This is a genomic window from Priestia sp. J2, from assembly GCF_020790095.1.
Classification (GTDB): domain Bacteria; phylum Bacillota; class Bacilli; order Bacillales; family Bacillaceae_H; genus Priestia; species Priestia zanthoxyli.
Genome location: NZ_CP086208.1, coordinates 3908369 through 3931226 on the forward strand (window position 1 = coordinate 3908369; position 22858 = coordinate 3931226).

Below are 22858 nucleotides of genomic sequence, written 5' to 3' on the forward strand. Positions count from 1 at the left end.
TTTTATCCAAATGGTCATGATTTATTCAACAAAACGGCTAGCTGCAGCTAGCCGCATTGCTTACATCACTCGCTTAAACATTTTTTCCATTTCATACGTCGAATGATGAATAATAATTGGTCGTCCGTGCGGACACGTAAATGGATCCGTTGTTTTTCTTAACGTTTCAAGTAAAGCAAAAATCTCATCGTTTCGCAAATGATGATTCGCTTTAATCGATCCTTTACAGCTCATCATAATAGCCGCTTCTTCTCGTAACTTCTCGATATTGACTCGTTTCATCGTAAAGATTTGCTGAATCATTTCTTCAATGGTTTCCTGTTCCTCTCCTTTTGGAAACCACTGCGGATGTGAACGAACGATATAGGAGTTTTGTCCAAACGGTTCTAAAAAGACTCCTACTTCAGCAAGCATGTCTTTGTATTCTTCTAAAATCAAGGCTTCATTTCCCGAGAACTCTAGCGTAAGCGGCATAAGCAGTTCTTGAACTTCTGAATCTACTTCTCCAAGCTTTCGCTTAAAATATTCGTACTTAATTCTCTCCTGCGCCGCGTGCTGATCAATAATAAATAATCCTTTTTCATTTTGTGCCAAAATATACGTTCCGTGCATTTGTCCAATTGGGTACATCGCAGGAACACGCGGTTCTGGCTGTTCTTTGGCTGAACGGTTTGGTTCTGGAATAGGTGCGTTTTCTTCCACCGATTCTTCATAGTGTTCTATTTCTCGAAACGTTGGCTCAAGTTCTTCATCTTGACGTATGACCTCTGTTTTAACAGGCGGCATGATCTCGTCTACACGAGCGGTAGTCTCCTTAAAGCTAGGCTCGCGAACCGTATCAGACGGCTGATAGCCAGACGGTTTAGACTGATGATCAAATGTAAAGGTCTGCTGCTCAGTTGGCTGCACAGCTGATTTTGACTTGGTTGGTACTACAGCATCCGGAATTAACTGCTGCTTTTTAAAAGCAGCTTTTACTCCTTGTTCAATAAGCTCAAACAGCTCCGCTTCTTTACTTAAACGCACTTCTAGTTTCGCTGGATGAACATTCACGTCCACTAACAAAGGGTCCATTGTAATGGTTAAAAACACGATTGGAAAACGGCCGATAGGTAAAAGGGTATGATAGCCCTGCTGTACCGCTTTTAACAACCCGTAGTTTTTAACAAAACGACCGTTAATAATGGTGGACATATAGTTGCGAGAAGCTCGTGTAATTTCAGGAAGGGCAACGTAACCATTCACTTCATAATCAAGAGACTGAACGTTAATCGGAATCATTTTTTTGGCGACTGCCATTCCATAAATAGCTGCAAGCACTTGGCGCACATCTCCGCTTCCGTTCGTATACAGAAGCTGTCTTCCTTGATGCATCAGCCGAATTGAAACTTCAGGATGAGACATCGCAAGGCGATTGACGACATCCGTTACGTTACCAAGCTCCGTGTTTACCGTCTTCATATATTTTAAACGTGCAGGTGTGTTAAAAAATAGGTTTTCAATAACAAGTTCGGTACCTTTTCGGCTTGACGTTAATTCGTGATGAACGATTTCTCCGCCTCTAAGTTTAAGGTGAGTGCCGGCTTCTTCTCCCGTACTCGTTTTGAGTTCAAGCATTGAAACCGAAGCAATACTTGGCAAAGCTTCACCGCGAAATCCTAACGTTCGAATTCGAAATAAATCTTGTTCTGTTTTGATTTTACTTGTCGCATGTCTTTTAAAAGCGGTCAAGCAGTCTTCAGAAGCAATGCCGTCTCCATTATCCAATATACGAATTTTTGAAAGCCCAGCTTCTTCTAGTTCAATTTCAATAACTGTACTGTTTGCATCAATAGCATTTTCGACTAGTTCTTTCACCACCGAAGCAGGTCGTTCAACAACCTCTCCGGCAGCAATTTTATTTGAAAGTTCGTCTGAAAGCTGCACAATTTTACCCACAGACTCACTCCTCTCAATCTATTTCTTTTTTAATGATTTTTGCAGTTCATACATCGCATTCATTGCGTCTAAAGGCGTCATTTCTAAAATATCGAGCTCTTTTAAACGATCGATAATTGCTTTTTCACGTTTTGAAAGCGCAGGCTTTTCTTTTTTCTCTTCTATTTCAAAGAACGAAAGCTGATTGGCTTCATCTGCTTTTTTACGATCTGCACGTTCTTCTTGAACCAAAGAAGCACCTTCTTGTGGAACTTGTTGTGTTATCTCTTCTCTTTTTGGAGCCTGACGTACAGGTTCACGCTCAGAAAATTGTTCTAAATCGTGTAAGATGACGCGAGCTCTCTCCAGAAGCGGATCTGGAAGTTCTGCTAGTTCCGCTACGTGAATACCATAGCTTTTATCTGCGGCACCATCTTTGATTTTGTGTAAAAAGACGACTTTCCCATTTTTTTCAACCGCGCTTACATGAACATTTTTAAGCGCAGGAAGCGACTCATCGAGTACGGTTAATTCATGATAATGAGTAGAAAATAGTGTCTTACAGCCAATATGTTCATGAACGTATTCAATAATTGCTTGAGCAAGAGCCATTCCGTCATACGTAGACGTGCCCCGTCCAATTTCATCTAACAGGATCAGACTCGACTGAGTGGCATTTGTCACTGCATTCTTCGTTTCTAGCATCTCGACCATAAACGTACTTTGACCTGAAATTAAGTCATCAGCTGCTCCGATACGTGTAAACACTTGATCAAAAATCGGCAGAACCGCTTCGTCAGCTGGCACAAAACAGCCAATTTGAGCTAATATCGCCGTTAAAGCGACCTGACGCATGTACGTACTTTTACCAGACATATTTGGTCCTGTAATCAGTAAAATTGAACTATCATCTGTCATTTGACAGTCGTTTGGCACATATTCCTGCGAATTCATTACTTTTTCTACTACTGGATGGCGTCCATTTTGAATCGAAATGTCTTCACTTGAAAAAATAGGCTTAGTGTAATGACGTTCTTCACTGATTTTTGCAAAGCACTGCAGTACGTCAAGCTCACTTACTTTTTTAGCAAGTTCTTGCAGCCTTGGAATATATGCTTTTACTTCTTCACGAATTTGTAAAAACAATTCATATTCCAGCTCTACAATTTTCTCTTCCGCTTCTAAAATCAGCGCTTCTTTTTCTTTCAGCTCAGGCGTAATAAAACGTTCTGCATTGGTTAACGTCTGTTTTCGTTCATACATTCCTTCAGGCAAAAGATGCAGATTTGCCCGCGTTACTTCTATATAATAGCCGAACACGCGATTATAACCAATTTTCAGTGAGCGAATCCCTGTTTTCTCACGCTCTTGCTGTTCAAGTGACGCAATCCACGTTTTTCCGTTTCGGCTTGCATCTCGGTATTGATCAAGCTGTTCATGATAGCCGTCATTAATAATGTCTCCTTCTTTAATTGACAAAGGAGGGTGCTCTTTTAATCCTCTTTCAAGAAGATTAGCTAATCGCTCACAAGGATCAATGTCTTCAACAAGCTTTGTGGCATAAGGATGATTCAAACGATTCACAACCTCTTGAATATGAGGCACATTTTGCAATGATTTTTTTAATTGAATTAAATCACGAGCATTTACATTCCCAAAAGCTACTCGACCAGCTAAGCGTTCTAAATCATATACGTCTTTTAACAACTCACGCAGTTCTTCTCGTTCAAAAAACTGTTTCATTAAGACATCTACCATATTCAAACGATTATCAATATCCGCTTGTTTTAAAAGCGGACGGTCAATCCAATTTTTTAATAAACGGCCGCCCATTGCCGTAACGGTCTGGTCTAATAGCCATAGAAGCGAGCCTTTCTTTCCTTTTGAACGAATCGTTTCGGTTAACTCTAGGTTTCGCTTAGAGAACAAATCAATTTTCATATATTCATTGATTTGATAAAACTGCACGGGCTGTAAGTGCTCAAGCGAACGCTTCTGCGTGCGAGTTAAATACTGAAGAATACGCGCAAACGTTGTAATAAGCTTTTGCTGCTGAAGCGACTCTACTAAATAATCTAGTCCTTCTACTTGATCTGTACTATTCTCATAAGAAATGGTAATCGTCATGCGCTCTTTTAGTGTTTGTAATAAGTCAGCAGGAAACTCAGAGCTTACAACGACTTCTTTTGCTTCTTTTGCATAAATCTCTGAGACGATATCGTGAAATGAACTAACAAGCGTTACGCTGTTTTCTCCTGTAGACAAATCAGAAAGAGCAAGACCAAACGTTTGATCCTCGAACGCAGTAACAGAACAAATATAGTTATTTTCCTTTTCATGCAGTCCGCGTTCATTCATCAGTGTTCCGGGTGAAATCACCTGCACCACTTCTCGCTTTACAACACCTTTTGCATGCTTAGGGTCTTCTACCTGCTCACAAATAGCTACTTTAAATCCCTTTTCAATTAAACGCTCGATATACGTAGGAGCAGAGTGATACGGAACCCCGCACATCGGAATTCGCTCTTGTCCTCCTCCGTCTCGACTTGTTAATGTTATTTCAAGTTCTTGAGAAGCTGTCGTAGCATCTTCAAAGAACATTTCATAAAAATCACCTAATCTAAAAAATAAAAAGGCATCTTGATACTCTGCCTTAATTCTCAAATATTGCTGTATCATTGGCGTATACGCTGCCATACTATTCCTCCATACCACATCTAGTTGTGCGTTTTTGCTACACGTATTATAACATAAGTCTTTCTTAAACTTAATTTATTCAAATAGAACAATCTTCAATTTCTTTTCATCAAACAAATAAAAAAGCTTCGGACGAAGGAAGAAGCTTGTCCGAAGCTTTTCATTATTTACTGCTGTTCAAATGACTATGCTTACGTCCGTATAAGAAGTAAACCACTAGCCCTAGTACAAGCCAAATTACGAAACTAATCCATGTTAACTTTGGAAGCTGAAGTGCTAAGTATAAACAGAACACAAAAGCTAAAATTGGAATCACCGGCACGAACGGTACGCGGAAACCAGTCGATTCTGAAGTTTGTTTTGATTTACGTAAATATAAAATTCCAATTGATACAGTCATGAAAGCAAAAAGAGTACCGATATTTGTTAACTCTGCTAATCTTCCTAATGGTACTAAACCAGAGAAGATAGATACTAGTAAACATGTAATCCACGTATTTACTACTGGCGTTTGTTTTTTCTCACTGATTTTTGAAAAAGGCTTCGGCAATAGACCATCTCGACTGATCGCATAAAATAAACGAGTTTGTCCATACATCATAACGAGTAATACCGTTGTAATACCAACAATTGCACCTAATGAAATAAATCCTGCTACCCAGTCTTGATTAATGTAGCTTAAAGCAAATGCTACAGGGTTTTTAACATTTAATTCAGTATAAGGGACGATTCCTGTTAAGATAAGCGATACGACGATATAAAGGACTGTACAAATCGCAAGAGATGCGATGATTCCAATTGGCATATCTCGCTGAGGCTTACGTACTTCCTCGGCCGCTGTTGCTACAGCATCAAATCCAATGTAGGCGAAGAATACAGTTGCTGCTCCTGTCGCTACTCCCGAGAAACCAAACGGCATAAACGGCGTCCAGTTTTCTGGCTTAACATAGCTAACTCCTACCCCGATAAACAGAAGTACAACAGCCAGTTTAATAATAACCATGATAGCATTAAAACGTGAAGATTTTTTTACTCCTTGTGTTAAAAGCAAGGTAATTAAGAAAACAATTATAATTGCTGGAATATCAATGTACGTGCCGTTTGCAGGATTGTATGCACTTGTTAAAGCTTTTGGAAAATGTATGCCAAACCCTGCTAACAATCCTTGGAAATACCCCGACCATCCGCTCGCTACAGCAGAAGAAGCAAGACCGTATTCCAAGATAAGATCCCACCCTAAAATCCAAGCAATTAATTCACCAAATGTTGCATAACTGTAAGTGTATGCACTTCCTGAAACGGGAACTGTTGAGGCAAACTCCGCATAACAAAGAGCTGCAAACACACACGCAAGTCCTGACATAATGAAAGATATAACTAAAGCTGGACCGGCATGTTCAGCGGCGGCTACGCCCGTTAATACAAAAATTCCGGTTCCGATAATGGCTCCAATTCCTAACATCGTTAAATCGAAAGCGCCTAAATCCTTTTTTAATTTAACACCTTTAGAGTTGGTTTCACTAATTAACGTTTGAATTGATTTTTTACGAAATAAGCTCATAGTAAACCCCCAAAAATACTTATCTGATATAACTAAATTTTCTGAAAATTAATGCATTATTTTCTTTAGATTTACTATACACTGCGCATTCGACAAAAAGCAATATATTTTTTTATTTTTATAAGAATTTTCTTAAAATAGTAAAAATAAAAAAACTAGGAAGAACTTCTTCCTAGTTACTCATCGTCTCCTAATATAAAATCAGGATCTAAATCTTCAAATTCATCGTCATCTACGTCTAAATCAAACTCGTCTTCATCATCGCAGCCTTTCGGATTTACTGCAACACAAACCTTGGTTTCGCCAATCACTTCCGCCAACAATTCTCTCTCTACTTGAACAATCGTTTTATTGCCATTTGGTGAAATTGTGCACTCTAGGCAATTTGGCTGCTGCAGTACGCGAACAATTACTTCGTAATCGTCTCCAATCGAATCTTCGTCTTTATAGCGCAGCTTAATATTATCTTTGTATGATACGGTTTCCGTCCAAACTTCGGTTTTTGTATTATTATTGTACGAATACCAGATGTTAATATCATATCTGCCGTCAACTTCTACATTGCTGCCGCTTTTCTTTGCTTTGTACTCATGGTTAATCACCCAGCATCCTAAGATGCTTGTTGGTCGATTTTTCGGTGCAAGCGTATGAGACGATTGTGTAAACTTGCGACCTTTACCTACGACTGCTTTTGTAATAATTTCTCTATAGTGTTGTGACATGTGAGCATACCCTCCTCAAACTATCTTCATTTCATCCTATGCAGGCTCATTCACTTGTTTGCACATTATTTTTAAGAAACTAGGTTTAAGGCATAAAAAACCTATGTTCCATTGTATGCAAGGATATAGAAAAACGTGACAATTATTAGAGAGAAAATCTGCCCAATTTTCGTGCAACGTGATGCACAAAAAAATGCCTCAGCAATTTGCTAAGGCATTTTTTCTTTATGAGCAGCTAGATCCAGGGCTGTTTCGCACCTGTGAACCTGTTTCACCGCGCAGTAAATCACCATCTGTTGACACAATAATTTCATCTGTTACTGTGTTTGAAATAGTGTTAGCGACAAGTTGAAGCAAATCATTCACGTTTATTTGAGACTCTTGAAACTGCTGAATAATCGGCAGTTCATCCAGCTCTTCCTGTAAACGATCGATTTTTGCCTCCACTTGTTTTAACGCTTCTGTCTTACCATAATGTTGGAAATTAACAGCTTGTTTTTGCAAACTTTTAATGCTTGCAATGGTTTCACGCACTTTTTGATTTTCGTTAAGCTGAGCTTCGGCACGCTTGAAGAAATCTACTTCTTCCGTTTCAGCGATCATTTTTGCCAGCTCTTGAGCACGTTTAATTACGTCACTCTTGTTATACTGCGCCATATTACTTCACCTCTGCTGTTTCTTCTACCATTTCCCCGTTTAATGTCCATGTTTTGGCTTTTGTAACTTTTACTTTTACAAGTTGCCCAATCACTGACTTAGGTGCTTTGAAGTTTACAAGCTTACTTTTTTCCGTGTAGCCTGCTAATACTTCCGGATTATTTTTACTTTCACCTTCTACTAATACTTCGACAACTTTACCTTCATATTCCTTCAATTTCTTTGCAGAAATTTCATTTACAAGAGCATTTAAACGCTGAAGACGCTCTTTTTTCACTTCCATTGGTACGTTGTCTTGCATCTTAGCAGCCGGCGTACCTTCACGAGGTGAATAAATAAACGTATAAGCACTATCAAATTCAACCTCACGATATAGCGACATTGTTTCTTCAAACTGCTCATCCGTTTCATTTGGGAAACCAACAATAATATCAGTTGTTAATGATGCCGTTGGAATGGCTTCTTTAATTTTACGAACAAGCTCTAAATAATGTTCACGAGAATATTTTCGTGCCATAATTTTTAAGATATCACTGCTTCCTGATTGAACAGGCAAGTGAATGTGATCGACAAGATTTCCACCTTTAGCAAGAACTTCAATTAAACGGTCATCAAAGTCACGAGGATGACTTGTTGTAAAACGGATACGAGCAACGTCAATTTTACGGATTTCGTCCATTAAGTCGCCTAAGCCGTACGTCATGTCTTCAAAATCTTTTCCGTATGCATTAACGTTTTGGCCTAGAAGCGTAATTTCTTTGTAGCCTTGAGCAGCTAAATGACGTACTTCTTGGATAATATCTTCTGGACGGCGGCTTCGTTCTTTTCCTCGCGTATACGGAACGATACAGTACGTACAGAACTTGTCACAGCCGTACATGATGTTAACCCATGCTTTGACGCTGCCTTTACGTGCTCTTGGAAGGTTTTCAATAACGTCCCCTTCTTTAGACCATACTTCAATCACCATTTCTTTTGCTAAGTATGCTTCGTTCAAAATGTGAGGCAAACGGTGAATGTTATGTGTACCAAAAATCATATCCACGTGCTGATGTTTTTGTAAAATTTTATTTACAACTGACTCTTCTTGAGACATACATCCGCAGACGCCGATTAATAGCTCAGGACGCTCGCGCTTTAAGGCCTTCAAGTGTCCTAATTCACCAAACACTTTATTTTCCGCATTTTCACGGATCGCACACGTATTCAATAAAATAACATGAGCATCTTCAACAGAGTCAGTCGGCTCGTAGCCAAGGCCTAGAAAAATACCAGCCATTACTTCTGTATCGTGCTCATTCATTTGACAGCCGTACGTACGGATATAAAACTTACGTCCCTGTCCCATTCCATGAAACTGTTCATCGATTGCAAAATCGTTGTGATAGGAAACTTCTTCTTTTCCTCGTTTTTTCGCATCTTTTAAAGAAGGTGGCATGTATACTGTTTGAAAATATTTGCTGTAATCCTTTTCGGATTTTTTGTCCGCTGGATTAACTTGGTTGCTTTCTAAACGTTGTTTTTCGTTCATAAAAAAATCTCCTTTCGCCATGACAATTGTCACGTTGCACCTGTAAATCGCAAAAAAATGTGACAGCCTTATGCTTATGCATAAAACTCATCACATTAACATAGTATATAACTTTCAAGTAGCGAACACAATCATATACCTATTTTCTATACCTATCACTATGAAAAAATCCGAACGAGCTGGATTCTCCATTAAGAATCTCAATTTACCGTTCGGATTTTCCCTCTACTAAACTGCTTTTATTGCAGCCTCTTTTACATAAATTCAGCCACTAGCTCATCAAATTTTTCCTCAGTCATACCTAAGTCTGCTTTTGACAGCGGCTCTTCACTATAGCCGTGAACAAGCTGCTGATACGACGGCTGATGCGCATTTTGATAAATAAGCCCTGTTACTAAGCCATTATGCTCCATTAACGTCTGCATAGCTTGCATACGATTGTTTGCATCATAACCTTCAATTGTGCTAAGACTAGTTAGGTTTTCTTTAAACCAATCATACGTGTTCACTTTGTTATACGTTACGCACGGGCTAAATACGTTAATTAAAGAAAAACCTTTATGCTGAATGCCTTGTTCAATTAAGCTTGTTAACTCTTTTAAATTCGTTGAAAAGCTTTGCGCTACAAACGTTGCCCCGGAAGTTAACGCCAGCTCCATGACAGATAAAGACGACTCAATTGATCCTTCAGGCGTACTTTTTGTCTTGAATCCTACTTCACTGCGAGGAGATGTTTGTCCTTTTGTTAAACCATAGATTTGGTTATCCATTACGATATACGTTACATCGATGTTTCGGCGAATCGCATGTACCGTGTGTCCCATACCGATAGCAAACCCATCTCCATCACCGCCAGATGCGATAACGGTTAAATCACGATTAGCCATTTTTACACCTTGAGCGATTGGAAGCGCACGTCCGTGAATACCGTGAAAACCATATGAATTAATATAACCAGAGATACGTCCAGAGCATCCAATACCTGAAATAACAGCAAGCTCATGAGGTTCTAAACCTACGTTAGCAGATGCGCGTTGAATGGCTGCTTGTACGGAGAAATCTCCACACCCCGGACACCAGTTAGGTTTTACACTGTTACGAAAATCTTTAAACGTTGCCATTTAACACAAACATCTCCTTACTTTTTGCGTATACTTCTTGCGGAAGAAATGGATTTCCATCGTACTTCAATACGCTTTGAATTTTATCATGACTTGCGATATTCATTTTTAAAATATTAGCAAGCTGTCCAGTAGCATTGTTTTCAACGACAACTACTTTTTTAGCTCCTTGCACGTAAGGAAGCAGTTCGTCAGCTGGGAAAGGATGAATTAAACGAATGTGAGCGTGATTTACTTTTATACCGTCCTGTTCCAAACGTTCCATTGCCTCTTCAATAACTCCACGCGTCGAATTAAATCCAACAAATAAAATATCAGACTCTTTTTCATGAGAGTGAACATGAATTGGCGTATTAAAACGAATTCCTTTTGTTTTACGAAGACGCTTATTCATTTGATCATCGCGGTTCACCGGAGATTCAGATGGCTTTCCTGTCTCATCATGTTCTACTCCCGTTACGTGATGAATGCCATGCTTCATTCCTGGAATGACGCGTGGTGATACGCCGTCTTCTGTTACGCGGTAGCGCTTGTAGTATTGTTTTTCTTCCAACTCTTCTAGCTCTCCTTGCTGAAGCTTGCCGCGGCGGATTTCAACGCGGTTATAGTCAAGCGGTTCTACCGACTGTTTCCCAAGTGAAAGCTGTAAATCCGTTAGCATAATAACTGGACACTGATATTCTTCTGCTAAGTTAAACGCTTCAATCGTATCGTAGAATGCTTCTTCAACCGTACTTGGCGCCATGACGATCTTCGGAATTTCACCGTGCGTACCGTAAATCATAGCCATTAAGTCAGACTGTTCTTGCTTAGTTGGAAGCCCTGTACTTGGACCGCCGCGCTGCGTATCAATAATCACAACAGGCTGCTCAGTGATGCCCGCTAATCCAATCGACTCCATCATTAATGATAGACCAGGTCCAGCTGATGCTGTCAGCGCACGTACGCCTGCATAGTTAGCTCCGATAGCCATCGTACATGCTGCGATTTCATCTTCTGTTTGAATAACAGTTCCACCGAATTGAGGAAGCTTTTTAATTAAGTATTCCATGATTTCTGAAGCAGGGGTAATTGGATATGCTGGCATAAAACGAGCCCCACCGGCTAAAGCACCTAGTGCAATCGCATCGTTTCCAATCATAAACATACGTTTTTTACCATCCGCTGGATCTAGTTTCATTGTTTCTAATTGTTCGCCTAGCTGTTCACGAATGTAATCTGCACCTTTTTTAATAGCTTCCATGTTTTTTTGTACAACTTTTTGGCCCTTTTTACCGAAGATTTCAAGCACTACTTCTTCAAATACTTCTGTGTCAATATGAAGCACAGCACTTGAAGCGCCTACAGCAACCATGTTCTTCATTAGCGACGTTCCTAGTTCCGTTGCAATTTCTGTAAACGGAACAGCGTATAGCGTAGCAGTTGTACATGTTTCGGGCAGACTTGGGTTGAATTTCGCATCTGCAATTACAACGCCTCCTACGCGCAGCTCATGGACGTTTACATCGATTGTTTCCTGATCGAACGCAACTAAAATATCCAAATCATCTGACACAGATCGAACCTGAGTTGTACTCACTCGGATCTTATTATTTGTATGTCCACCTTTGATACGAGAAGAAAAATGACGATAGCCGTATAAGTAATAACCTAATCGATTTAAAGCGGTTGAAAAGATTTCTCCCGTACTTTCGATTCCCTCACCCTGCTGTCCGCCAACTTTCCATGAAAGTTGCTGTACCATAAATCAACGCCACTCCTTTAATTGCTCTTAATATAGAAATCTATTTTATTGATAAAAACTGAAAAAAGTAAATTAGCAAACGATTTCATTTGCTTCTGCATTTCACGAACAAAAATCATCCGCAAAACTCCCACAGCACCTTGTCGCTGTGCAGGATACGTTTCTGCGTGAACAGCTCCATAATCCGTTTTCAATTTTATTCCGATTGCCAGAAAAATGCAACCCTTTCCATTGAATTCTCAATCGTTTTAATTATATTTATATTTAATGAATAAGATGAAGTTTTTTAATGATCTTTTCTGCCTTCACATGAGGTATTATTATATAAATAACTTCTATAAAAAGAGCTTTCCCAAAAAGAAAAAGCTCTTTTTTTATTAGTTGCATACACGATCGGCAAAGTTTTGAAACAGAAAACGTTTTACCTGCTCCTCAGTGTAATACTTAAGGAGTTCTTCAATTAAATTCGTATACTGTTCATATCTTCCGAGACGATAAACCGTTTTGTCAATGCCGTCAAAGTCTGAGCCAAAACCAACGGAGTATTCGCCTCCTCTTTCACATATGTAATCAAGATGACGGATCACATCCGCTATGTGCGCTTTGGCAGAACTCGTTAAAAATTCAGGGACAAACGTAATACCAATCACGCCGTTGCGCTTTATTAAAGCATGAATTTGATCGTCTCTTAAATTCCGGGGATGAGAACACAATACGTGTGAATTGGAATGAGTAGCCACTACATATTGTGCTAGCTCAATCACATCCCAAAAACCTCTTACTGATAAATGAGAGACATCCGTCCATACTTTATGTTCATTATTCAATTCAACAACTTCTCTTCCAAAAGACGATAACCCCGCGCCTCGAGGTTCTAAAATACCATCACATACAGCATTGCTGTAATTCCATGTCAAGCCTACTGAACGTACACCCAGTGAAAAAAGTGTCTTTAAGCGAACTAAACTTGTATCAATGACATCGCACCCTTCAAGCGTCAGCATGGCTCCAAGTTCACCTTTTTTCAAGCTATCTATATCGTGCTTTGAACGAACCCATTTTACACCGGGAAGCGATAAAATATGACTCTGAAACAGCTGAATCATTTCTAACGCAACATCAAAGCGCTGAGCTGCCGGAACCGCTTCTGGAATATAAATAGCGAATAGCTGAACTTTCCCTTTTGCTTTTTTTATGCCTTCTAACGTAACATGCAGCGCTGAATCATATGTAAAAGATAAACGTTTATTTAACCAGAGCTTCATTAATACATCACAATGAGCATCAAATATCACAACCAACACCCCTTTAGCTCTATACAAAAAGGACCTGTTTGGCTTCTATGCTTTACAGGTCCGTGGTTTTTATAATTATCGCGGCTCTACAATTAATTTAATGGCTGTTCGCTCTTCTCCATCAATTTGAATATCTGTAAAAGCTGGGATGCAGATTAAATCAACCCCACTTGGTGCAACGAACCCTCTTGCGATTGCTACAGCTTTTACTGCTTGATTAAGTGCCCCGGCCCCAATGGCTTGAATTTCTGCTGCGCCGCGTTCGCGCAGCACGCCTGCTAAGGCACCAGCAACTGAATTTGGATTAGACTTTGCTGAAACTTTTAATATTTCCATATCTAGCTCCTCCTTATTCTTTACAATGTATGATGAGAGATCATTAGACCAATGACTTAATTGATTTCAATGTTACTATATTCACGATATGTCAAACGTATTCCTGCTTGTTTTTCCTAAATATTCAAAAACTTATATTTCTACACCTTTCTTTTTTCTTTTTACGTTTTTGACAAAATAAAAAAGCCAATGTATCGCCTTTCGACACATTGACTTTTTCCCTTTATTCAAAAAACGGATGATCTTCGTTAATTAAAATTCGCTCTGTTTTTGTTGCTTTCCCCGTCTTTTGATCAATATCAATAACGATTCCACTAAGCTGCGTTCTTCCTTCTTTTGGCACTTCAAATCGAACAGGAAGAGACGTTAAAAAACGCTTAATAACTGCTTCGCGCTCCATCCCTAAAATGCCGTCATAAGGTCCCGTCATTCCTACGTCAGAGATGTAGGCTGTTCCTTTTGGCAATATACGATTGTCAGCTGTTTGAACGTGCGTATGAGTGCCGACAACAGCGCTGACACGACCGTCCACATACCAGCTAATCGCTTGCTTTTCACTTGTTGTTTCAGCATGAAAATCAATAAAAATAAGCGGAGTGCGCTGGCGTGCTTCTTCAATTAATTCATCTGCTTTTTGAAATGGACAATCGAGCGGAGCCATAAACGTACGCCCTTGTAAATTAATCACGGCTACCTCAAGCTGATTGTACGTAAAATACGTAATTCCTTTGCCCGGTGTACCTTCAGGAAAATTTGCTGGACGAACAAGATTTTTTGCATCGTCAATAAAATCAAAAATTTCACGTTTGTCCCACGCATGGTTACCAAGAGTAATAATGTTAGCCCCTGCTTGTAAGAACTGACGATAAATCTTTTCGGTAATTCCTTTTCCTGAAGCTGCATTTTCTCCATTCACAATTGTAAGTCCCGGAGAGTATTTTCTTTTTAATCTCGGTAAATATTCTTCAACCATTTCACGGCCTGGAGAACCAACTACGTCTCCAATAAATAAAATTCTCATGTAAAAGCTCCTATACTTCATTCTTAATCTGCATCTTCATCTCTACGAAAAAAAATAAAGTGGCGAAACGCCACTTCATTTTTATTTTGCATACTCTACTGCTCTTGTTTCGCGAATAACCGTTACTTTGATGTGGCCAGGATAATCCAGCTCATCTTCAATTCGTTTTCGGATATCTCGAGCAAGTCGATGCGCTTCTAGATCACCAATCGTATCTGGTTTCACCATAATACGAACTTCACGCCCTGCTTGAATTGCAAATGATTTTTCAACGCCTTCATAAGACTCTGAAATTTCTTCTAACTTTTCAAGACGACGAATGTAGTTTTCTAACGTCTCACTGCGAGCACCTGGTCTTGCAGCAGATAATGCATCCGCTGCTGCAACTAGTACAGCAATGATTGATGTTGGTTCTGTATCTCCATGGTGAGAAGCAATCGCGTTAATAACAACCGGATGTTCTTTATACTTTGTAGCTAATTCAACACCGATTTCTACGTGGCTTCCTTCTACCTCATGGTCAATTGCTTTACCAATATCATGTAACAATCCTGCTCGTTTGGCTAACGTTTCATCTTCACCTAATTCAGCAGCCATAAGTCCTGATAAATGAGCTACTTCCATTGAATGTTTCAGCACATTTTGACCATAGCTTGTTCTGAATTTTAAGCGACCAAGAATTTTCATCAAGTCTGGATGCAACCCGTGAACACCGACTTCAAACGTCGTTTGTTCACCGACTTCACGAATATATTCGTCCACTTCGCGGCGAGATTTTTCAACCATTTCTTCAATACGTGCGGGATGGATACGACCATCTTGAACGAGTTTATCAAGTGCAATTCTTGCTGTCTCACGACGAATTGGGTCAAATCCTGATAAAATAACTGCTTCTGGCGTATCATCAATAATAAGATCAATTCCTGTCAAAGTTTCAAGCGTACGGATGTTTCGACCTTCTCGACCGATAATTCGGCCTTTCATTTCGTCATTTGGCAAGTTAACAACTGAGACAGTCGTTTCAGCAACATGATCTGCTGCGCAACGCTGAATAGCAAGTGAAAGAATTTCTTTCGCCTTTTTATCGGCGTCTTCTTTTGCACGGTTTTCTGTTTCTTTTACCATTATTGCAATGTCGTGGGAAAGTTCATTTTCAACACGATCTAAAATAATCGCTCTTGCATCTTCTCTTGTTAAGCTTGAAATGCGCTCTAGCTCTGTTTGCTGTGCACGTACTACTTCTTCAACTTTGCTTTCCATCTCTTCAATATGCTGTTGTTTAACAGTAAGAGAATCATCTTTCTTTTCAAGTAACGCTTCACGTTTATCAAGTGATTCGTCTTTACGATCAAGATTTTCCTCTTTTTGCATTAATCGATTTTCTTGTTTTTGAAGTTCTGCTCGACGATCACGAATATCTTGTTCTGCCTCTGTACGAAGCTGATGGATTTCATCCTTCGCTTCTAGTAAAGCTTCTTTTTTCAAAGCTTCCGCCTCGCGGGTTCCTTCATCAATAATTTGTTCTGCACTAGACTTTGCTCCCGCAATTTTAGCTTCAGCAATCGATTTACAAACAAAAAAGCCAACAACTGCACCGACGATTAGGCCAAGCAAAGCGAAGATGATTGTATTAGTATCCATCATTTCACCTCCCCTTGCTATAAACTTGTAAGTTTTAAATTTCATGTCGGCATGTACATCGTATTCACCTTTCAATATACACACAAAGGCTTTTAAACGCTAAAATGTTTTAAAAAGGGAAAATATACATCTTAATTGTAAATCTGTGCATTTTTATTGTCAAGCCTGCCTCTACAGTATATATTGAAATTTCGTATGTTACTTTTCTAGCATTAACAATTTTTACAAAAAAAAGACCCCTTCTTTGAAATAGAGGAGTCTTTTTTTATCTCGCAGCAAATTAAATATTTAAATCGCCTTGATCGTCATCCTCAGGAGCTGGCTCTCCATCTTGGTCTAAACCATGATGTTCACGCACTTGTCCCGCAATTTCCTGACGAATATCAGTATTTTCTTTTAAGAATTGCTTTGCATTTTCACGGCCTTGACCTAGACGCTCGTCATTATATGAATACCAAGATCCACTTTTTTGGACAATATCTAGTTCAGAAGCGATATCCAAAATTTCACCCTCTTTTGAAATACCTTCTCCGTACATAATATCTACTTCGGCAGCACGGAAAGGCGGAGCTACTTTATTTTTCACAACTTTAATTCTTGTTTTGTTACCTACGATATCATTTCCTTGCTTTAACTGCTCTGCACGACGCACTTCTAGACGCACTGAAGAGTAGAATTTAAGCGCACGTCCACCAGGAGTTGTTTCAGGGTTACCAAACATTACGCCGACTTTTTCACGAATTTGGTTAATAAAGATAGCGATTGTTTTAGACTTGTTAATAGCTCCAGATAGTTTACGCAATGCTTGAGACATTAAACGAGCTTGTAGACCCACGTGAGAGTCTCCCATTTCTCCTTCAATTTCCGCTTTTGGCACTAACGCTGCTACTGAGTCAACAACAATAATATCTACTGCGCCGCTTCGAACTAAAGCTTCAGCGATTTCTAAAGCTTGTTCTCCTGTATCAGGCTGAGATAATAACAGCTCATCAATATTAACACCTAATTTTTGAGCATATACAGGATCTAACGCGTGCTCCGCATCGATAAATGCAGCCTGTCCGCCCTGCTGTTGAACTTCTGCAATCGCGTGAAGAGCAACTGTTGTTTTACCTGAGCTTTCTGGGCCATATACTTCCACCACACGTCCACGTGGATATCCACCTACGCCTAAAGCTATATCTAATGCTAATGAACCACTTGGAATTGTAGAAATTCTTTTTTCCGTTTGTTCACCTAATTTCATAATTGAACCTTTACCAAATTGCTTTTCAATTTGCTTTAAAGCCATATCAAGGGCTGCTTGACGATCGTTCACTCAATTTCCTCCTCTATCTCTTTGAAATCATCTATAAACTGCAAACTTACTACGATGTAGTAGCAATGTCGAATTAACAACTTTCTATAACTTACTATACTAGTTTTTAGGTCGTTTGACAAGCAAAAAGCGAATAAATGTTCGTTTTTTATAAAATTAAAAAAAGGCTGCTTTGGTAAAACTAAGCAGCCTTTTTTCTTTATTTTTTTATCGTCTTCAATACGTAATGACAGCCGTAATTAACCGTTCGTGAACGAATTCCTTGGCGGCTTCCAGATAGCTGCAAACTGTAAACTTGAGGAGTTTGATCCTTATAAGCGACCCCTATATGCACTGTTCCTACAGGGTGTCCTTCTTGTTTAGAGGGTCCAGCTACACCCGTAAAACCGATGCCAATATCCGTTTTGTATAACTGTTGAATACGCTGAGCCATTTCAGCCGCGCACTGCTCGCTAACGGCTCCGTACTGATTCAGCGTGTGTTCGCTCACTCCGAGAATATTTTGCTTGATTTCATAATGATAGGCTACCAGGCTGCCTTTAACAACTTCTCCAGCACCTGAAACAGTTGTTAAACGTTCGCTGAATAACCCGCCGGTTAAACTTTCGGCTGAAGCAATCGTCAAGCCTTGTGCCGTTAATTCTTTTACCAATTCATTATGTAAAGAAGTTGCTTCGTATCCATATAAATACTCGCCTACGCGCTCTGAAATGGTTTTTTCCACTTCGTCTAACATGCGCTGTGCTTCAGCAGCATCAGCGTGCTTAGCAGTTAAGCGAAGCGTCACTTCTCCATCTCCTGCAAGCGGTGCAATCGTCGGGTTTGTTTGCGCATCAAGCAAATCTTCAATTTCCGTCTCAAGCTGTGATTCTCCTATTCCGAAAAAACGAAGAACGCGTGATTCAATACTTTCTTTTAATTCAAGCTTTTGAGCTAAAAATTCTTGACCATATGCTTCATACATTGGATAGAGCTCTTTTGGCGGCCCTGGGAATAGCATATAGTGTTTTCCCTCTACTGTAAGCCCCATACCTGGAGCCATTCCGTAATCATTAGGGAGCACTGTCGAACCTTCAAGTACAATTGCCTGTTTTTTATTGTTAGGTGTCATGATACGATTTGACTGTTTGAAATAGGCTTCAATGCTTTCAAGTGCTTCCGCATTTGTTGTCAACTCTACTCCTAGCACACTCGCAATTGTTTCTTTTGTTAAATCATCTTTTGTAGGACCAAGCCCGCCTGTGAAAATAATTAACTCTGCACGTGTTTGAGCTGTAGCAATCACTTCTTTCAAGCGCTGTGCATTATCTCCTACTACTGTATGATAGTAAACATTAATTCCAAGTTCGGCTAATTTTTTCGATAAATACTGAGCGTTTGTATTGGCAATTTGCCCAAGCAGCAGCTCAGAGCCGACTCCAATAATTTCAGCGTTCATCATATCATCTCCATCTTACTTATTTTGAATTAACAAAAGCCTGTTTGTTTTTAGCAAAGTAGTCCCAGCCTGAAATAACCGTAAAAATCACTGAGATCCAAAGCATTACGCTAGCAAACGGAATGGAAATCCATTCAAAAGGCAAGTTGTACAACAGAATAGCTGAAATAGCTAAAATTTGAGTCCATGTTTTAATTTTACCTAACATATTGGCTGCTACAACTTCTCCTTCCCCTGCTAGTACAAGTCTTAAACCTGTGATAGCAAATTCACGGCTAATAATGATGATAGCAGCCCATCCTGCACCTGCAATTAAATCTAAGTCAACAATAGCTACAAGCGCAGCTGAAACCAACAGCTTGTCTGCTAGTGGATCTAAAAACTTGCCCAAGTTTGTGACTAAATCGTACTTTCTTGCATAGTATCCGTCGATCCAGTCTGTTGTAGATGCAATAATAAATAATGCCGCCCCTAATAGATGAGCGATCGGAATCTCTTTTCCTGCTGCCTCCACTGTGCCAAATGGTAGCGGCACCATCATAAAAATGAGGAATACGGGAATTAGAAAAATTCGCGAAATGGTAATCTTGTTTGGTAAATTCACTTCTTCTGCCTCCAATTACTGTTACAAACTGAAAGCGTGCAAACGAAGTTGTTTGCACGGCTTTGGTTTTATTATAGCGTGAATGAGTGTTTAATTCACATATTATCTTTATTTACACCCTGACCACTTTTTAAAACAGGCTGTTTACTGTGCTTCTGCCGGCTGATATTGAATCGTTACAACTTGTCGAACTTGCTTGGATGAATCAAACGGCAAGTCAACCGCTTTTCCATTTACTTTTAACTCTACTCCAGGTGAATAACCGATGTTGACACGAGCTTCCGTTTCTTTCGTCAAATCAAATTCTTTTGTTTCACCTTTTTTTAGAATGGAGCTAAAGAAAGCATTTCCTTTTCCATTTTTCACATCTAACCAAGTATCTGCTTGAGTGGATGTTACTTCTAGGTTAAATGCATCTGTACCGGAAAGAGCATACGTAGCACTTCTGCCTGTTTTTTGAACTTCCTTGTATTCTTGTTTACCGCTGTCTTTCTTTTCTTTTTCAGCTTTTTCTTTCTCAGCTTTTTCTTTTGCGGCTTTTTCTTTTTCAGCTTTTTCTTTTTCTTGTTCTTTCTTATCAGCAGCACTTTGTTCATCTTCTGACTTGCTATTGTCATTTTTTGCAGTAGTTTCATTCGTTTCTTCCTGCGTGTTAGACTGCTGAACTTCGCTGTTTGGAGCTTCTTGATTAGCCTGCTCCTTGTTTTTATCCGAGACGATATTTTGAGCGATTACCCAAATAATAATCCCAACAACTACAACTCCCGCCACCACTAGAACAGTTGGAAGGTAGTCATATGCTTTTGAAACTCCTTTTGTATGCTGAGGAATTTCTTTGCGGCTGCGAACGCGCGAAAGCTGCTGCGGCATGTCTTCTGTTTGAGTTGAAGGAATGTCTGATTTGTATTCTTCAAAAATAGCATCTGTGTCCAACCCAATTGCTTCGCAGTATTGCTTAATAAACGCTCGTACGTAAAATTTCCCTGGCATAACCTCATAATTGCCTTCTTCAATGCCAAGTAAATAGCGTTTTTGAATTTTCGTTAGTTTTTGTAAATCCTCTAACGACAATCCTTTGCTTTCTCGTTCTTGTCTTAACCTTTGTCCTAACTCTGTCAATGCTAACACCTACCAATTATGCTAAAAATCAAACATCGATAATCCACCGTCTTGAAACATTTGAGGACCTTCCATTATTTCATATGTAATCTTCTCATTGGGGTCATTTCTTATTTCAATAATGTAGGCAAAATCATCTAACGAATACTCGGTATTTTGTACAAATACATCCGGATGCTCCACGATTTTTGTCGCGGGTACATTCATTACTTCTCGAACAAGCTGCCAGTGCTTTTCATTCGCTCGTTTGGTCGATACAATCCCGTCAATGATAAAAATATTATCAGCGTTGTATTCGTCAGCAATAAGCTGACTGCGAATCGTTTGTTTTAAGAGTGTAGAAGACACAAAAAGCCACCTTTTGTTCGCACATACGCTAGCTGCTACAATGGATTCGGTTTTGCCTACTCGCGGCATACCTCGAATACCGATAAGCTTATGACCTTCTTGTTTAAACAGTTCCGCCATAAAATCTACGAGCAAACCTAATTCATCTCTTACGAAACGGAATGTCTTTTTATCATCTGCGTCACGCTGAATATAGCGACCGTGACGCACTGCTAACTTATCACGCAATTTAGGCGGTCTCATTTTTGTCACAATGATATTATCCATTGTTTTCAAAATAGATTCAAGCCTGTCTATTTGCTCATGTGAATCACAGCGCAGCAATAATCCACGGCGAATATCATCCACTCCATTAATTGTGACAATATTAATTGACAACATTCCAAGAAGCGATGAAATATCACCTAAAAGACCCGGACGATTTTTTTGTATTTGATATTCTAAATACCACTCAATTTTCTCCATCAAACCCCTCCCATTTCTTGGCTGGCCTTCGAGAGGTGCCCCCTTTTTTTCACCTAGTTTAACTATAAATGATTTCCATTATATTATAAACCCTAAAGGCAAGTAGTTCTACATTTGTTATGTATGTAAGCGCTTATTTATTTGTACTATTTAATTCTAAGAAAAAAGGAGCTTTCACACGCGGTGAATTAGCTCCTTTTTAGAAACGATAACTTATTTTACTGATCCGTTATTTTGAACTAATTTCACCATGCTGCTCGCAATCGCATGCTGCTCTTCTTTAGAAGCAACGCTCCAAAGGTCTGCTAAAATTCGCTCTTGATCATTTTTTGCATCAACTTGGTTTGCTAAATATCCACCAATTTGATAAGCAAGATCATGAATAACTTCTTCTTGCATTCCTTCGTTTTGTGCATGATGTAAACGGTCGCCTAAAAAATCTTTCCAGCTATCCCAGTTTTCTAATACTGACATGAGTAGCCCTCCTTAAGGTTTATTCATATCATAGTTTGTACCTTGTTTTTAATTTTATGCACACTTTATATGTACCAACCGCCATTAACCGATAATATTTGTCCAGTTATATACGAAGCACGTGAAGATATTAAATATGAAACCGTATCTGCCACTTCTTTTGGATATCCTATTCTTCCTAAAGGGATCTCTTCAGCCAGCTCTTTAACCTCTTCTTTTGAATAGCTGGCCATCATACCCGTTTCAATCGCTCCGGGCGCAACTCCATTGACGCGAATTCCACTTAATGCAACCTCTTTTGCCAAAGCTTTTACAAACGTATTTTGGGCGCCTTTTACCATTGAATAAAGAACTTCAAACGAAGCTCCTGTAAGTCCCCAAATGGAAGAAATCATGATAATTTGTCCGCTTTTAGCACTGATCATTTTAGGCAGCAAAGCTTTTGTAATAACAAAGGGAGCCGTGATGTGAAGATAGATCATTTCTTCGGTTTCATTTGCCGAAGCATCTGTCATTAACCCGCTAACGCTTCGTCCGCTGTTATGAATAATAACTTCTACCGGAACAATAATCTCCTTTAAAAACTTCTCCACTCCCTCTTTACATGATAAATCCGCTTGTACTGTAAACACGGTTTTCACCTTTTCAGCTAGCTCATGTGCAAGCGCCTCTATTTTGTCTTTTCGTTGATGATAGTGCAAAATAAGCGAGTATCCATCTTCAGCCAATTGCTTAGCAATCGCTGTGCCAATTCCTCCGCTTGCACCTGTCACAAGGGCAAATTTCTCCATAGCCTTCTCTCCTTTACATGCAAAAAAGCTGATGAACATCAGCTTTTTTGGCAACAAT

Annotated in this window: 20 protein-coding genes; all 20 read right to left on the reverse strand. The window is 39.4% G+C overall.

All coding sequences use genetic code 11. The features are described from left to right. Positions 1-60: 60 nt before the first annotated feature. Positions 61-1938, reverse strand: coding sequence for a DNA mismatch repair endonuclease MutL (gene mutL / locus LJY09_RS20270; RefSeq protein ID WP_028411376.1), 1878 nt, complete (start codon positions 1936-1938; stop codon positions 61-63). Between the two features lie 18 nt (positions 1939-1956). Continuing rightward, positions 1957-4614: a DNA mismatch repair protein MutS gene (mutS, locus tag LJY09_RS20275; RefSeq protein ID WP_028411377.1), complete on the reverse strand. Its 2658-nt coding sequence runs from the start codon at positions 4612-4614 to the stop codon at positions 1957-1959. A 163-nt stretch (positions 4615-4777) separates the two neighbouring features. Next, entirely contained in the window at positions 4778-6175 is a 1398-nt protein-coding gene (locus tag LJY09_RS20280; RefSeq protein ID WP_028411378.1) for a branched-chain amino acid transporter BcaP, read from the reverse strand. 176 nt (positions 6176-6351) lie between these two features. Beyond that, positions 6352-6897, reverse strand: coding sequence for an outer spore coat protein CotE (locus LJY09_RS20285; protein ID WP_013058796.1), 546 nt, complete (start codon positions 6895-6897; stop codon positions 6352-6354). A gap of 225 nt (positions 6898-7122) precedes the next feature. Beyond that, complete coding sequence (locus LJY09_RS20290; RefSeq protein ID WP_013058797.1) at positions 7123-7554, reverse strand: YlbF/YmcA family competence regulator; 432 nt, start codon at positions 7552-7554, stop codon at positions 7123-7125. A gap of 1 nt (position 7555) precedes the next feature. Then, positions 7556-9085, reverse strand: a complete 1530-nt coding sequence (gene miaB / locus LJY09_RS20295) for a tRNA (N6-isopentenyl adenosine(37)-C2)-methylthiotransferase MiaB (protein WP_025601388.1) — start codon at positions 9083-9085, stop codon at positions 7556-7558. Between the two features lie 254 nt (positions 9086-9339). Further along, positions 9340-10206, reverse strand: a complete 867-nt coding sequence (locus tag LJY09_RS20300) for a 2-oxoacid:ferredoxin oxidoreductase subunit beta (RefSeq protein ID WP_013058799.1) — start codon at positions 10204-10206, stop codon at positions 9340-9342. Further along, a complete protein-coding gene (locus LJY09_RS20305) occupies positions 10193-11950 on the reverse strand; it encodes a 2-oxoacid:acceptor oxidoreductase subunit alpha (RefSeq protein ID WP_013058800.1) in 1758 nt (585 codons plus the stop codon). The genes LJY09_RS20300 and LJY09_RS20305 overlap by 14 nt, the downstream gene beginning before the upstream one ends. A gap of 17 nt (positions 11951-11967) precedes the next feature. Continuing rightward, positions 11968-12144, reverse strand: a complete 177-nt coding sequence (locus tag LJY09_RS20310) for a hypothetical protein (protein ID WP_155017479.1) — start codon at positions 12142-12144, stop codon at positions 11968-11970. Between the two features lie 183 nt (positions 12145-12327). After that, positions 12328-13245 (reverse strand): dipeptidase, encoded by a 918-nt coding sequence (locus LJY09_RS20315; RefSeq protein WP_154973159.1) that lies wholly within the window; start codon positions 13243-13245, stop codon positions 12328-12330. Positions 13246-13320: 75 nt separating this feature from the next. Then, positions 13321-13581, reverse strand: coding sequence for a stage V sporulation protein SpoVS (spoVS, locus tag LJY09_RS20320; RefSeq protein WP_003181955.1), 261 nt, complete (start codon positions 13579-13581; stop codon positions 13321-13323). Between the two features lie 223 nt (positions 13582-13804). Further along, a complete protein-coding gene (locus tag LJY09_RS20325; protein WP_028411380.1) occupies positions 13805-14602 on the reverse strand; it encodes a TIGR00282 family metallophosphoesterase in 798 nt (265 codons plus the stop codon). An 81-nt stretch (positions 14603-14683) separates the two neighbouring features. Continuing rightward, the gene (gene rny, locus LJY09_RS20330; RefSeq protein WP_013058803.1) at positions 14684-16243 is read right to left on the reverse strand and encodes a ribonuclease Y; all 1560 of its coding nucleotides are present in this window, start codon (positions 16241-16243) and stop codon (positions 14684-14686) included. Between the two features lie 280 nt (positions 16244-16523). Then, positions 16524-17561, reverse strand: a complete 1038-nt coding sequence (recA, locus tag LJY09_RS20335) for a recombinase RecA (RefSeq protein ID WP_013058804.1) — start codon at positions 17559-17561, stop codon at positions 16524-16526. A gap of 199 nt (positions 17562-17760) precedes the next feature. Next, positions 17761-19002: a competence/damage-inducible protein A gene (locus tag LJY09_RS20340; protein ID WP_028411381.1), complete on the reverse strand. Its 1242-nt coding sequence runs from the start codon at positions 19000-19002 to the stop codon at positions 17761-17763. A gap of 16 nt (positions 19003-19018) precedes the next feature. Then, entirely contained in the window at positions 19019-19603 is a 585-nt protein-coding gene (pgsA, locus tag LJY09_RS20345) for a CDP-diacylglycerol--glycerol-3-phosphate 3-phosphatidyltransferase (RefSeq protein WP_028411382.1), read from the reverse strand. Positions 19604-19747: 144 nt separating this feature from the next. Beyond that, the gene (locus LJY09_RS20350; RefSeq protein WP_223546233.1) at positions 19748-20731 is read right to left on the reverse strand and encodes a helix-turn-helix domain-containing protein; all 984 of its coding nucleotides are present in this window, start codon (positions 20729-20731) and stop codon (positions 19748-19750) included. Between the two features lie 12 nt (positions 20732-20743). Further along, entirely contained in the window at positions 20744-21535 is a 792-nt protein-coding gene (locus LJY09_RS20355) for a DUF3388 domain-containing protein (RefSeq protein WP_028411383.1), read from the reverse strand. Positions 21536-21748: 213 nt separating this feature from the next. After that, the gene (locus LJY09_RS20360) at positions 21749-22009 is read right to left on the reverse strand and encodes a DUF3243 domain-containing protein (protein WP_013058809.1); all 261 of its coding nucleotides are present in this window, start codon (positions 22007-22009) and stop codon (positions 21749-21751) included. A 65-nt stretch (positions 22010-22074) separates the two neighbouring features. After that, positions 22075-22800, reverse strand: coding sequence for an elongation factor P 5-aminopentanone reductase (ymfI, locus tag LJY09_RS20365; protein WP_154973158.1), 726 nt, complete (start codon positions 22798-22800; stop codon positions 22075-22077). Between the last annotated feature and the right edge of the window lie 58 nt (positions 22801-22858).

Excerpts from the sequence above, each read along its gene's own strand:
- LJY09_RS20285 (WP_013058796.1), bottom strand. The coding sequence starts at position 6,897 with ATGTCACAACACTATAGAGAAATTATTACAAAAGCAGTCGTAGGTAAA.
- mutS (WP_028411377.1), bottom strand. The coding sequence starts at position 4,614 with ATGGCAGCGTATACGCCAATGATACAGCAATATTTGAGAATTAAGGCA.
- LJY09_RS20305 (WP_013058800.1), bottom strand. The coding sequence starts at position 11,950 with ATGGTACAGCAACTTTCATGGAAAGTTGGCGGACAGCAGGGTGAGGGA.
- LJY09_RS20300 (WP_013058799.1), bottom strand. The coding sequence starts at position 10,206 with ATGGCAACGTTTAAAGATTTTCGTAACAGTGTAAAACCTAACTGGTGT.
- LJY09_RS20325 (WP_028411380.1), bottom strand. The coding sequence starts at position 14,602 with ATGAGAATTTTATTTATTGGAGACGTAGTTGGTTCTCCAGGCCGTGAA.
- rny (WP_013058803.1), bottom strand. The coding sequence starts at position 16,243 with ATGGATACTAATACAATCATCTTCGCTTTGCTTGGCCTAATCGTCGGT.
- LJY09_RS20280 (WP_028411378.1), bottom strand. The coding sequence starts at position 6,175 with ATGAGCTTATTTCGTAAAAAATCAATTCAAACGTTAATTAGTGAAACC.
- ymfI (WP_154973158.1), bottom strand. The coding sequence starts at position 22,800 with ATGGAGAAATTTGCCCTTGTGACAGGTGCAAGCGGAGGAATTGGCACA.
- miaB (WP_025601388.1), bottom strand. The coding sequence starts at position 9,085 with ATGAACGAAAAACAACGTTTAGAAAGCAACCAAGTTAATCCAGCGGAC.
- LJY09_RS20340 (WP_028411381.1), bottom strand. The coding sequence starts at position 19,002 with ATGATGAACGCTGAAATTATTGGAGTCGGCTCTGAGCTGCTGCTTGGG.
- LJY09_RS20290 (WP_013058797.1), bottom strand. The coding sequence starts at position 7,554 with ATGGCGCAGTATAACAAGAGTGACGTAATTAAACGTGCTCAAGAGCTG.
- LJY09_RS20355 (WP_028411383.1), bottom strand. The coding sequence starts at position 21,535 with ATGGAGAAAATTGAGTGGTATTTAGAATATCAAATACAAAAAAATCGT.
- LJY09_RS20360 (WP_013058809.1), bottom strand. The coding sequence starts at position 22,009 with ATGTCAGTATTAGAAAACTGGGATAGCTGGAAAGATTTTTTAGGCGAC.
- spoVS (WP_003181955.1), bottom strand. The coding sequence starts at position 13,581 with ATGGAAATATTAAAAGTTTCAGCAAAGTCTAATCCAAATTCAGTTGCT.